Below are 13,534 nucleotides of genomic sequence, written 5' to 3'. Positions count from 1 at the left end.
ATATACATGAAAAGAACATCTATTAAAAAAGGAATTTTTACGTGCATTGCGGTTATTCTTGGAATAGCTTCTTCGTTTGCTCAAACGGTTAATACCGGTGCTGTAACGCCAACCGCTGTTTGTGTGGGCGGATCGCTTTCAGTTGCCTATACTATCACTGGTACCGTAACCGGTTCCCCGACTTTTTCGGTTGAAATATCGGATGCGACCGGGACATTTCCTGCAACTCCGACTGTGATTGGTACAGGAACGGCAAGTCCGATATCGGCAACAATTCCTGCCGGGACTGCGGCTGGTTCCACATATAAGGTGAGGGTTACTGCACCGGCTCCTGTTGTCACAGGTACTCCAAGTGCTGCTATTGCGGTTAGTGCAATTCCCGCCGCACCGGTAGTAACCTCACCGGTAGCTTATTCGCAAAATCAACCTGCGGTGCCACTTTCTGCAACTGCTCTTTCTGGTAACACTTTGAATTGGTATGGAACTAACGAAACAGGTGGAACTGCTTCCAATAGTATCCCAACGCCTTCAACCGCCGCTGTCGGAACAACAACTTATTATGTGAGTCAAACCAATGCCGCAGGTTGTGAAAGTGCTCGTACGTCCATTAGCGTTGTGGTATCAGCTTGTGTATCGCCTGCTCCGCCAGTTGTTACTAATCCTGTAAATTACACACAAAATCAGGTAGCCGCTCCGTTAGTCGCAACGGCTTTAAGTGGAAATACGCTGAGGTGGTATGGCAACAATTCATCAGGAGGTACCGCAACGACCACAGCGCCGACACCGTCAACCAGCACTGTTGGAACGCTTGTGTATTATGTAAGTCAGGTAACTTCTGCGGGTTGTGAAAGCGCTCGTGCAGAAATAAGCGTGGTGGTTGCAGCTTGTATTGCACCTGCTGCACCAGTTGTGACCTCTCCCGTTTCTTATATTCAGAATCAAGCTGCCAGTCCGCTCGTGGCCACCGCACTTACAGGTAATACTTTAAATTGGTATGGTCAAAATTCATCTGGCGGAACAGCGACCACAACGCCTCCGACTCCGCTAACTACAACTATTGGTACAGTAACTTATTATGTAAGCCAGACGAACGCGGCAGGTTGCGAAAGTACTCGTTCGGCAATTAGTGTGGTAGTATCTGCCTGTTCAGTTCCAGCTCCACCAGTTGTAACTAATCCTGTAAATTATACTCAGAATGAAACACCAGTTGCATTAATAGCAACGGCTTTGGCAGGAAATTCCTTGAATTGGTATGGAACGAACGCGTCGGGAGGAACTGCGTCTGCAACAGCTCCAACGCCATCAACTGCGGCTGTTGGTACCATTATTTATTACGTTAGTCAAATTACCTCATCGGGCTGCGAAAGTCCACGAGCTGCAATAAGCGTAGTTGTTTCAACTTGCACAACACCTGCACCGACCGTAACAACCCCAGTTTCATATAATGAAGGAGCAACTGCTGTGGCTCTTACTGCCACAGGAACTGCTTTAAAATGGTATACTGCTGCCAATGGTGGAACGGCATTAGCCTCTGCGCCGGTACCAGCAACAACAACAGCAGGAACAGTTTCTTACTACGTAAGCCAGACTTTAAATGGCTGTGAAGGACCTCGTGCAAAAATTGATGTCGTTGTGTCCGCAGTGGCCTGTGCAACTGTGGCACCAACCGTAGCTAATGTTACTTATTGTTTATCTGAAACTCCGGTAGTTTTAACCGCGACTGGAACGGCATTAAAATGGTATACTGTCGCAACAGGTGGAACCGCATTGGCAGCAGCACCAACGCCATCAACAACAACTGCCGGTACCGTTTCTTATTATGTAAGCCAAACATTAAACGGCTGTGAAGGTCCTCGTGCAAAAATCGATGTGATCGTTAATCCGCAAACACCTGCGCCGACGGTAACAACGCCTGTTTCTTACAACGTAGGAGCAACGGCTACCACTCTTACTGCAACCGGAACTGCTTTGAAATGGTATACTGTTGCCTCTGGCGGCACTGCATCGGCGACAGCACCAACACCATTAACAACAACTGCCGGTACCGTTTCTTATTATGTAAGCCAGACTTTAAACGGCTGTGAAGGACCTCGTGCAAAAATTGATGTTGTTGTGTCCACAGTGGCCTGCGCGACAGTTGCCCCAACAGTAACAAATGTTACCTACTGTTTATCTGAAACTGCAACTGCTTTAACCGCGACCGGAACTGCTTTAAAATGGTATTCCGTTGCAACGGGTGGAACCGCATTGGCAACAGCACCAACGCCATCAACAACAACTGCGGGTACAGTTTCTTACTATGTAAGCCAGACTTTAAACGGCTGCGAAGGTCCTCGTGCAAAAGTCGATGTGATTGTAAATCCTCAGACACCTGCGCCGACGGTAACAACGCCTGTTTCTTACAATGTAGGAGCAACGGCTACCGCTCTGACTGCCACAGGAACTGCTTTGAAATGGTATACTGTTGCCACTGGCGGCACTGCATCGGCGACAGCACCAACGCCATTAACAACAACTGCCGGTACCGTTTCTTATTATGTCAGCCAGACTTTAAACGGCTGTGAAGGACCTCGTGCAAAAATTGATGTTGTTGTTTCCACAGTGGCCTGCGCGACAGTTGCCCCAACAGTAACAAATGTTACCTATTGTTTAACTGAAACTGCAACTGCTTTAACCGCGACTGGAACGGCTCTAAAATGGTATACTGTCGCAACGGGTGGAACCGCATTAGCGGCAGCACCAACGCCATCAACAACAACTGCCGGTACAGTTTCTTATTATGTAAGCCAGACTTTAAATGGCTGCGAAGGTCCTCGTGCAAAAATTGATGTGATTGTAAATCCTCAAACACCTGCGCCAACCGTTGCCAATGTTACTTATTGTTTATCTGAAACGGCTGTGGCATTAACGGCAACCGGAACAGCTCTTAAATGGTATACAGTTGCCACAGGTGGAACCGGTGTAACAACGGCGCCGATACCCGTAACTACGACTGCCGGCACCAAATCCTATTATGTAACCCAAACTTTAAATGGCTGCGAAAGTCCTCGTGCGAAAATTGATGTGATTGTAAGTCCGCCCACTGCTGCTCCAACAGTTGGCGCGGCTGTGGTATATTGTTTCAACGAGACTGCAACACCATTAACTGCAACCGGAACAGCCTTGAAATGGTATACAGTCGCAACGAATGGAACAGCCTTAACGACGGCACCAACGCCATCAACTTCTGCTGCTGGCACAACATCTTATTACGTGAGCCAAACACTAAATACTTGTGAAAGTACTCGCGCAAAGGTTGACGTGACTGTAAAACCAGCTGTGCCGGCTCCGGCCGTTGCAGCCGCAGCGATCGAATATTGTCAATCTGTTAAAGCATTACCACTTACTGCAACCCCGGCGACTGGTGCGGAGTTAAACTGGTATGGAACAAATGCCACTGGCGGGACTGCTTCAACGACGGCGCCAACGCCATCCACCGAAACAGAAGGAACGACATCCTACTACGTGAATCAAAAAGATGCAGATGGTTGCGTAAGCAGTCGGGCCAAAATTGATGTAAAAATAAACGTTACTCCCAAACCGGCATTAGCAACATCTTTTGTGGAATATTGCCAGGGGGCTACCGCCTCGCCGCTTAGTGCAACCGGTACTTCCCTTAAATGGTATCTGACATTAACAGATACCAACCCACGTACATCTGCCTTAACTCCTTTTACTGAAAAAGTTGATGATTATTCTTTCTATGTTACGCAGACAGGAACTAATAATTGCGAGAGTCAGAAAGCTGAGATAAAAGTACATATCAAACCATTGCCATCGGCGACGATTTCAGGAAACAATGCTGTTTCACCAGGACAATCAACTACGATTACAATAGAATTCACCGGCGATGCACCTTGGCAGTATACGCTGTCAAACGGGCAAACCGGAACATCAAACAATGCGACAACGCAGGTGACTGTTACTCCGCAGGCAACGACCAACTACGTAGTGACGAGGGTTTCTAACGCCTGTGGCGTGGGACTTTCAAATGGAGTTGCAGTGGTTACAGTTCTGATTCCAACCATCACTACTGGTAGCCCATCTGTATCGCAGATATGCGCCGGCAGAAGTTTTACTATTCCATTCCAAAAGTCAGGTGATTTTCCAACCGGAAATATTTTCACGGCTCAGATTTCAACAGTGAATGATATAACGAAGTTTGTGTCTATCCCTTCGACTGACAACGGAACTATCCTGACTGCCACAATTCCGGATACAGTTAAAGCAGGAAGTTATTTTATAAGAGTTGTAAGCGCCGGACAGGGAAACACACTTCCGGGAAGTGTAAGCTCTGTAAAAATGACTGTTAACCCATTGCCGGTCGCTACGATTACAGGTCCGTCCAACGTGTTAATGGGGCAGAGTGCAACGCTGAGCATTGCGATCACAGGTGACGCGCCCTGGACTTTTAACTTAAATGATGGCGCGAAAGATACATTGATTTCTTCAAGTATTAGTCCTATATCGGTCAGGATTGCGCCCAAAACGACGTCGGTTTACAGGATTACTTCGATATCAAACGGCTGCGGTGTAGGTAGGGGAGCGGGCACATTCCGTGTTCAGGTTGATCCCGTGTTAGGTACAGAACCTCCGGTTGTTGCAGCTGACTGGTTAAAGATATACCCGACCATGATTGAGAATAAATGTACGGTAGAAATTACTTCTTCAATTTCGACCAAAGAGGCACTGTTTGAAATCTTTGATCTAAACGGCCGCTCCTTGTCGAAAAAATCTATAAGTCAAAAAGTTACAGAAGTTGACTTTACATTAAGACCACGAGGAATGTATCTGCTGAAGGTTCAAAATGGTGACCGTATTTCGGTGCAACGGATTTTTAAACCGTAAAATGTATTGTAAATATTGAAAAGCGGGAAGTATATTGCTTCCCGCTTTTGTTTTTGGAGTAGTTCTCAACCGAACCAATCAAGATGACTTCTGATTTTTTAGATAATTTTTTCATGGCCGAGGCACTGCGTCAAGCCGAAAGAGCATTTGATGATGGGGAAATACCTGTTGGCGCGATTGTTGTAGTCGGTGAAAGAATTATAGGGAAGGGATATAACCAGACAGAGCGATTAAAAGATGTAACTGCTCATGCGGAAATGCTTGCCATAACAGCTGCGTCAGAATATCTGGGAGGAAAGTATCTTCAGGACTGTACCTTGTATGTTACCCTGGAACCTTGTGTGATGTGTGCAGGAGCGTTATACTGGACGCAAATGAAACGTGTTGTGTTTGGCGCATCGGATGAAAAAAGAGGTTTTTCGGGTCTTGGCAAAAATATTTTACACCCGAAAACACAGTTAAAAAAAGGAATTCTGGCGGAGGAAAGCCAGGCACTGATACTTAAGTTTTTTAAAGGATTAAGAACATAAAGCAGTTTTCTGCTGTTAACCAACTAGGAAATCATATTCAATAACCAATAAACCTTATTCATAATGGCATTTACACTTGATCCGTTACCGTACGCAAACAATGCGTTAGAACCGCATTTTGATGCGCTTACAATGGAAATTCATCATGATCGTCACCACCAGGCATATGTTACCAACTTGAATGCAGCAGTAGCAGGCACCGAGCTGGAAGGTAAAAGTATAGAAGAGATTATTAAAAATATCAGCAAAGTTCCGGCACCAGTTCGCAACAATGGTGGTGGGCATTGGAACCATACATTTTTCTGGAAATCTCTTTCGGCAAACGGCGGCGGAGAACCAGTTGGGGAACTGGCAAAAGCTATCACTGAGAAGTTCGGTTCTTTTTCAGCATTCAAAGATGAGTTCAAAAAAGCATCAGTTGGACGTTTTGGTTCAGGATGGGCTTGGTTGATCGTGAAAGATGGCGGTGAAATTGCTATCACTTCGTCTCCTAACCAGGATAACCCATTAATGGATATCGCAGAGACAAAAGGTACACCTGTTATCGGACTAGACGTTTGGGAACATGCTTATTACCTGAAATACCAAAATAAACGCCCTGATTATATCGATGCCTATTGGAACGTAGTAGACTGGAAAGCTGCTGACGCTCTTTATGTTGCAGCGAAATAGTCAAAAAATAAATAAAAAAGGTTTACAGTTTTCATAAAAAATATCAATTTTTGTTTGGAAGCTGTAAACCTTTTCCTAATTTTGTGTCCTCAAACGGAGGTTGTAGCTCAGTCGGTTAGAGCGCTAGATTGTGGTTCTAGAGGTCGCGGGTTCGAGACCCGTCTCCCTCCCATTTAGAAGTTTTTAATATCAACAAAATGCCTGTAAATCAATGATTTACGGGCATTTTTGCTTTCCGGGATATCCCAAAATATGCAAAAATTCTCAATGTTTCAGTGAGTAATTCGTGTAGTTCGCTCATTTTTGGAAAAAGACTCACTGAATTGGGGTTAAATCATTGATTTGCAGGATGTTCAATAGATAAACATCTTGTTTTACAAGCGCAGCGGCTCGATATTTATTCATCTTAAACGCTTGTGTTATGTTGGAAAAGAGTTTCGGCCTGCTTTTTTATTTAAAGCCCGCCAAAAATCAAAAGGGAAATGTCAGATATGTTTATCTGAGGATTACAGTCCAGGGAAAAGTTGCAGAGCTATCTACAAAAAAGCTATGGAATACCAAACATTGGAATTCGATAGCTGGAAGAGCGACCGGCAACAAGGAAGACACCAGAACGCTTAATGCCTATCTGGACATGCTAGCAGCGAAGGTTCATCAGTCTAAAAAGATGCTTATTGAAGATGACATAAAAGTCACCGCGGAAGCACTCAAAAATGTTCTGTTAGGAAAGAGCACAGAGACAAGAACCATTCTGGAAGTTTTCCAGTATCACAATGAACAAATGGCAGCACTTGTTGGAAAAGAATTTGCTCCACTTACTCTGAGCAGATACAAAACTGCCCTTGAGCATACGCGCTCATTTATTCAGTGGAAGTACAAAATGGATGACCGAAAGATCAGCGATCTTGATTTCGAATTCATTTCGGAATTTTCTTTCTGGCTTCGCAGTGCACGCGGTTGCAACCACAATTCAGCGATCAAGTACATGTCTAACCTAAAAAAGATTGTGCTCATCTGCGTTAATAATAAATGGCTGAAGAAAGATCCTTTCCAGGGATTTAAACTGACTAAAAAGGAAGTTGTAAAAAATCCGTTGTCTAGGGCAGAGCTCAAACGCCTAACAGAAAAGGAATTTGAAATAGACCGTTTAAGCAACGTCCGTGACATCTTTCTTTTCTGCTGTTACACCGGACTTGCCTACGTTGATGTAAAGCAGTTAAAGAGGACTGATATTGTTACCGGAATGGATGGAGATTTATGGATTGATACCACCAGACAGAAAACGGATTCAGCCACCAGGATTCCGCTGCTCCCAACAGCTCTGGAAATAATGAAAAAATACGAAGATGATCCTTTGTGCAGTAACCGGGGTGTTGTGCTCCCAGTTTTAAGCAACCAGAAAATGAATGCTTATCTGAAAGAGATTGCGACTTTATGCGGGATTTTAAAAACGCTCACTTTTCATATCGCTCGTCACACCTTTGCGACGACGGTGACGCTCAGTAATAAGGTTCCTATTGAAACAGTTTCGAAAATGTTAGGACACCGATCTTTGAAGCAGACGATGGTTTATGCCAAGATTCTGGATGTGAAAATCAGTGAGGATATGAAGGCGCTCAAGGAGAAGTTAAGAGACGTTTGAGACTAACTGGTATCGCAGGTAATTCTAATATGCCTGCGGTACCTAAGTGATGTTGAAATTACAAACATGTTATTCATACATGGATACCTTTCATGAACTGTTTTTTATCTGTGGGACGCGGGATAGAGAATCGAAAACTTTATCTGGAATATAATGACATTTTAGAGCAGCGTGTGGACCAATCAGCCCAATCGCAACTGGCTCTAAAAGGATTGTAAATTTATTGTAAACTTGAATTCTAAATCCAGAAAATGCAAAATCAAATAGAAATATATCAAAGCCAGGACGGACAAACCCAGATAGAAGTAAAATTTGGAGAAGAAACGGTATGGCTCAATAGGAATCAATTGGCTGACCTTTTTGGCCGTGACGTTAAAACAATAGGTAAGCATGTAAACAATGTATTTTTTGAAGGAGAATTAGAGAAGTCGGCAGTTGTCGCAAATATTGCGACAACTGCCGCAGACGGTAAGGTTTACCAGGTGGATCATTATAATCTTGACGTAATAATCTCAGTCGGCTACCGGGTTAAATCACAGCAAGGAACTCAATTCCGGCAATGGGCAACACAGCGCTTAAAAGATTATCTGGCCCAGGGTTATGCAATTAATGAGAAACGGCTGAGTGAAAAGCAGCAAGAGGTTCAGACCTTAAAGGATGGAATCCGGATACTAAGCCGGGCAATTGAAACAAAAATGGGCGATGCAGATCTGACATTGCTCGACCAATTCGCCAAAGGTCTTGAACTACTAGATGATTACGATCATGAAAGACTGGATTCGAAGGGTATTACAACACAGCAGGCAGAGTACCCAGATTTATCGGATTACCGAAATATCATCGAGAGCATGAGAAGAGATTTTGACTCAGACATTTTTGGAAAGGAAAAGGATGATAGTTTTCAGAGCTCCGTGGTACAAATCAGTAAAGGGTTTGGAGATATCGACTTCTATCCCTCAATTGAAGAAAAAGCCGCTACACTACTCTATCTGATCATTAAAAACCATTCATTTGTTGACGGGAATAAGCGAATCGCTGCGGCCTGTTTTCTGTTATTCTTAGAAAATAATGATCTTTTAAAATCGGGAACCGGGGTAGCACTTATAAGTAATGAAGCTCTTGCAAGTCTAACACTTTTCGCTGCCGCCAGCAAACCTGAAGAAATGGAAACGGTTAAAAAGTTGATTATTAGTGTGTTGAATAGGAATCAGTAGATTTCTTTAACGTGATAGGCATGATAACACTCTAGTAGCCAAAATAGTAGGTCGATAATCTTATTTATTAGATACAATACTTACAGAGCGATTTACTTTCTGAGGATATATTGTCGGTATGGAATACTATGCTTAAAATGAAATTTGGACGGCAACCACAGATGTTGGTTAAGAGCTGGTAAACACCTATCAAAGTTCAATGTAAACTATGTGGTGGGCCTTTAACTGTACACATACACGTTTCGTAAAAATGGCATGCGGCTACAAAGCCCATTATTAAGGTGCTTTTCCAAACTGTTTTTTAAAAACATAGGAAAAATGGGATAGGTCTTCGAAGCCAACCTCGAGATCAACATCGCTTGGCCGCTAATGATACTGGGTGATCTGAAAATAAGCTTCATCCAAACGTTTCTTTTTTAGCCAACTTCAGGGTGTCATTCCAAAAGTCTTTGAAAATCGCGTTTGAAGGCCGATTCGCTCCTTCCTGTCAGGAATGCAAATCGCTCGATTTCTCAAGACCAGGAAAACCAACGGACAATCCATATGTTGAATCATTTAGTGGAAAGTTCAGGGATGAATGCCTTTCGGTTAATTGGTTCTTATCTTTGGACAATGTCAGAAGAAAATAGAAGACTTTCGGTGGGAATACAACCATTTCAGACCGCAGCGATGAACGATTTAACTCCGAAAGAATTTGTTAATTTACATGACGAAACATCGGAAACTCTACTTTCAACCGTCTGAAAACCATGGAAGGACCTTAGTCTTCTAAACTGATTTGCCAAAACAGTTCGAATAATAGGGGTTTAAAACACGAGAACGAAACCTGTTCGGTAATTAAATTATCTTTTTTCTTCCCATTTGTTGTCTGGTTACTCAAAGGATACGAATTTTTGTTTCGACATTAAACAGACGCTTATATTTCATATTTTTGACAAAACCGTCAAAACAAATCTGACAAAATGATTTCATTTGGAGAATATTTAAGGTACAAGAGAGAGCTTTTAGGGCTTCCGTTGCGGAAGGTAGCAGCGGAACTTGACATTGATACTTCGATATTGAGTAAAATTGAAAGGGATGAACGGGATGCGAAAAAAGAAATGTTGCCAAAACTTTCTAAATCATTACTAATTCCAGAGAAGGAAATTCAAATTGAATTTATTCACTCAATGGTTTTAAATGAACTTGGAGATTTGGAATTCTTAGCTGATGGACTTAAAAAAGTATTAAAGACAATATGAATACACAATTTTTTACTAACAGAGTAGGTAATAATCTTTTAGATAAATTTCAGGGCATACTTGAACATATCCCAAATCTCTATGCGTTTGATGCTTTGGTTGGTTATTTCCGCTCCTCTGGATATTTCCGCTTAAGGCCATTTTTAGAAAATATTAAAGAAATAAGAATATTAGTTGGTATAAATGTCGATGAGATTTCTGCTCAATATACTTCAATCGGGCAACAATATTTGAAAGACCCACTAGTCACCAGAGACGCATTTTTGGAGAAATTGCGAGAAGATATCGAGCAAGCAGAATATAAGAAAGATATCGAACAAGGTATTTTTAAATTTGTTGAAGACATTGTTTCTGGGAAAATTCTTCTTAAAGCTCATCCTGAAAAGAATTTACATGCCAAAATTTATATTTTTAAACCTGAAAACTTCAATCCCAACTCTACAGGAACTGTCATTACAGGATCATCAAATTTTACCGACAATGGGCTAGGAACTTCGGAAAAGTCTAATTACGAGTTCAACGTAGAATTGAGGCGGTATGACGATATTAAATTTGCCTCCGAAGAGTTCGATATTCTTTGGAATGAGTCAATTGAAATACTACCTACGGATATTCAGAAGATCAAAAAAAGTACCTATCTAAATGATGATTTTACGCCATACCAATTATATATAAAACTATTAATTGAGTTTTTTGGTAGAAGAATCGACTACGACCCTGCAAATGTTGATTTACTATTGCCGGATAATTACAAAAGATTAACTTATCAAGCAGAGGCTGCTATTGAAGGATATGATAAACTTATTAAATACAATGGTTTTTTTCTCGCGGATGTAGTTGGTCTTGGCAAAACTGTTATTGCAGCTATAATTGCTAAGAAATTTGTCTTTGAAAATGGTTATCATTCGAAAATATTAATTGTATATCCACCTGCTTTGGAAGCTAACTGGAAAACGACAATTAAAGATTTTCATATATGGAATAATTGCTCGTTTATTTCTACTGGTAGCTTACATAAAGTGATTGATAATAGGAGCTTAGATTATCCTAATGCAGATGAATATGACCTTATTATTATTGATGAGGCACATAAATTCAGGAATGATACCTCTCACATGTATGAGAAATTGCAGACAATAACTAAGACTGATAGGAGGATACCTGGTAGTGATGGGGACGTAAAAAAGAAAGTGATGTTGCTCACTGCAACACCATTGAATAACCACCCTGCTGATATCGAAAATCAAGTTTACCTATTTCAGGATAAGAGAAATTCCAACCTTCCTGCTGTAAAGGATTTACAACTATTTTTTACCCCTTTAAAAGAGGAATACGATAGATTAAGGAAGGATAGGATATTAAACGTTAGGAAAGTCAAAAATATATTTGATAAAATAAGAGATAAGGTCATTGAGCCACTCGTCATACGAAGAACACGGACAGACATTTTAAATAATTCAGAGTACTTAAATGATATTAGAGAACAGGGAATTGAATTTCCAATTATTAATCCTCCTAATCAGGTAAATTATGAATTTGATGACAAATTATCTTCATTATTTGATAAGACTATTACTATTCTGACAAGCTTTGATGAAATCGGGAAAAAAGTTGATGGTTTGGGCTTAGGATATTATCGATATCGAGCAATTGAATACCTTATTAATGAGGAAGATAGGAAGAGATATGGGGATGTTGAATCAATCTCTCTCAGACTTTCATCTATTATGAAAACATTATTGGTAAAACGCTTGGAAAGTAGCTTTCAGGCATTCAAAATGTCTTTAGGTCGTCTTTTAAAAAACACGGATCACATGATAAAAATGTTTGAGGATGATAGGGTTTATGTGGCCCCTGATATTGATGTGAATAAATTTTTGGATGAAGGTGACGAGGAAGGTTTAGAAGCTAAAATCAATGCGAAAGGTGGAAATAATCAAATTTATAAAGCAAATGACTTCAAAGAGACTTTTCTTTTATCGCTCCAAAATGATAGAATTATGGTTGGGGAACTAGTCAAATTATGGAAGGAAATAGACTATGATCCAAAACTTTCAAAATTTTTGAGTGATTTAAAAAGTACTTTTTTGAAAAAATCTATAAACCATTCCGGTAAGCTGGTTATTTTTACTGAGTCTAAAGAGACAATGGATTATATTGAAAAGGCAACTAATCAGGCTGGATATACAAAGACAATTGGAATTAGTGCGGGAAATAGAAAGGAAAAGGAAAAAATTATCAGATTAAATTTTGATGCCAACCAGGATAGAAATGATTGGTTAGACGATTTAGATATTATTTTCACTACTGAAGTTCTTGCTGAGGGTATCAATTTGCATCGCTCCAACGTCATTATAAATTATGATGTTCCTTGGAATTCAACTAGATTAATGCAGCGTATAGGCCGTGTGAACCGGATTGGTACTGAGGCTAAATTTATAAATATATTTAATTTTTACCCTTCTGACAAATCTGAAAACCAAATTCAATTAACAAATACCGCGATAAAGAAACTACAAGCCTTTCATTCTGCATTTGGTGAAGATTCTCAAATATATTCTCAATTGGAAGAGGTAGGAGAAGCGGGCCTTTATGGTTCTAGGCTTAAAGAGGAAATAAATGTGACATTATTGTATTTACAAGAACTTCGTACATTCAAAAAGGAGAACAAACAAGAGTTTGAGTTAATTTCCAAAATCCCCCAAAAAGCACGAATAGCAAGAAGTTCTGAAAATATTAAGGTTTCAAATGTTACAAGTAACTCGATTACATACCTAAAAAGTGATGGGCATCCTGGTGTTTTTTATAAAATAGATGAAAATGGTTTTGTGTATGAATTGACCTTTGTGGAAGCAGCAAAAATTTTCCAGTCTACTAAAAGTGAAGTTTCACTTAAACCATTACCTGATTTTCATCATGAACAAATCAATAGCGCCACTAGTCATTTTAAGCTATTGGTGAAAACTTCTGAGAATCAAAAAGTTACAAGATCACAGCTGTCGGCATTGGAAAAACGAGTCTTAAATGTACTTCCTACATATGCTGCTCAGGTTAAAAATGCTTTTTATAAGCAGCTTCTAAAACGTACGGTAGATGAACTTTACAAAGGTTCTCATAGAAAATTGCCAAACAAGATTGATGCTTTTCTTAAGAAAGCAAAAATTGAACAGGTTAATGACCTTGACGTTCTTATAGATAGACTTTATAATGAAGTTTTGGCTGAATATAAATTTAATGATGCCGAATCGGAACTCTTTCCTACTAACACTAAGCAAGTTTTTGCAAATCCTCAAATTGTAATTTCAGAATCGTTTGTATAGCTTAAATTCTTTTATCAAAATTTTATTT

The 13,534-nt window shown here is 40.6% G+C and carries 7 protein-coding genes, 1 tRNA gene and 1 pseudogene; all 9 read left to right on the top strand.

Annotated elements, in window-relative coordinates:
• Positions 1-6 precede the first annotated feature (6 nt).
• The 9 genes and pseudogenes from AC1XUO_RS15485 to AC1XUO_RS15445 all read left to right on the top strand — a co-directional run bounded on the left by AC1XUO_RS15485 (position 7) and on the right by AC1XUO_RS15445 (position 13,506).
• A complete protein-coding gene (locus tag AC1XUO_RS15485) occupies positions 7-4,887 on the top strand; it encodes an Ig-like domain-containing protein (protein WP_483330693.1) in 4,881 nt (1,626 codons plus the stop codon).
• 83 nt (positions 4,888-4,970) lie between these two features.
• Positions 4,971-5,417 (top strand): nucleoside deaminase, encoded by a 447-nt coding sequence (locus tag AC1XUO_RS15480; RefSeq protein ID WP_483330692.1) that lies wholly within the window; start codon positions 4,971-4,973, stop codon positions 5,415-5,417.
• A 63-nt stretch (positions 5,418-5,480) separates the two neighbouring features.
• Positions 5,481-6,089: a superoxide dismutase gene (locus AC1XUO_RS15475; protein ID WP_483330691.1), complete on the top strand. Its 609-nt coding sequence runs from the start codon at positions 5,481-5,483 to the stop codon at positions 6,087-6,089.
• A gap of 95 nt (positions 6,090-6,184) precedes the next feature.
• A tRNA-His gene (locus tag AC1XUO_RS15470) sits at positions 6,185-6,260 on the top strand.
• A 250-nt stretch (positions 6,261-6,510) separates the two neighbouring features.
• Positions 6,511-7,731: a site-specific integrase gene (locus AC1XUO_RS15465; protein ID WP_483330690.1), complete on the top strand. Its 1,221-nt coding sequence runs from the start codon at positions 6,511-6,513 to the stop codon at positions 7,729-7,731.
• Between the two features lie 251 nt (positions 7,732-7,982).
• Positions 7,983-8,945: a virulence RhuM family protein/type II toxin-antitoxin system death-on-curing family toxin gene (locus AC1XUO_RS15460; protein ID WP_483330689.1), complete on the top strand. Its 963-nt coding sequence runs from the start codon at positions 7,983-7,985 to the stop codon at positions 8,943-8,945.
• Positions 8,946-9,445: 500 nt separating this feature from the next.
• Positions 9,446-9,609, top strand: a pseudogene (locus AC1XUO_RS15455) (integrase core domain-containing protein); the annotation flags it as partial.
• 298 nt (positions 9,610-9,907) lie between these two features.
• On the top strand, positions 9,908-10,186 hold the full coding sequence (locus AC1XUO_RS15450) for a helix-turn-helix domain-containing protein (protein WP_483330688.1): 279 nt from the start codon (positions 9,908-9,910) through the stop codon (positions 10,184-10,186).
• Positions 10,183-13,506 carry a helicase-related protein gene (locus AC1XUO_RS15445; protein ID WP_483330687.1) on the top strand — a complete coding sequence of 1,108 codons (3,324 nt, stop codon included), beginning with the start codon at positions 10,183-10,185 and terminating at the stop codon, positions 13,504-13,506. The genes AC1XUO_RS15450 and AC1XUO_RS15445 overlap by 4 nt, the downstream gene beginning before the upstream one ends.
• Positions 13,507-13,534: the final 28 nt, after the last annotated feature.

This window comes from Dyadobacter sp. HNCC25DJ186, assembly GCF_056895235.1.
Note: the sequence above shows the minus strand (reverse complement) of the source record. Positions and strands in the feature narration are given on the sequence as shown.

Coding starts and splice junctions, on each gene's coding strand:
- AC1XUO_RS15485 (WP_483330693.1), top strand. CDS start 7: ATGAAAAGAACATCTATTAAAAAAGGAATTTTTACGTGCATTGCGGTT.
- AC1XUO_RS15480 (WP_483330692.1), top strand. CDS start 4,971: ATGACTTCTGATTTTTTAGATAATTTTTTCATGGCCGAGGCACTGCGT.
- AC1XUO_RS15475 (WP_483330691.1), top strand. CDS start 5,481: ATGGCATTTACACTTGATCCGTTACCGTACGCAAACAATGCGTTAGAA.
- AC1XUO_RS15465 (WP_483330690.1), top strand. CDS start 6,511: ATGTTGGAAAAGAGTTTCGGCCTGCTTTTTTATTTAAAGCCCGCCAAA.
- AC1XUO_RS15460 (WP_483330689.1), top strand. CDS start 7,983: ATGCAAAATCAAATAGAAATATATCAAAGCCAGGACGGACAAACCCAG.
- AC1XUO_RS15450 (WP_483330688.1), top strand. CDS start 9,908: ATGATTTCATTTGGAGAATATTTAAGGTACAAGAGAGAGCTTTTAGGG.
- AC1XUO_RS15445 (WP_483330687.1), top strand. CDS start 10,183: ATGAATACACAATTTTTTACTAACAGAGTAGGTAATAATCTTTTAGAT.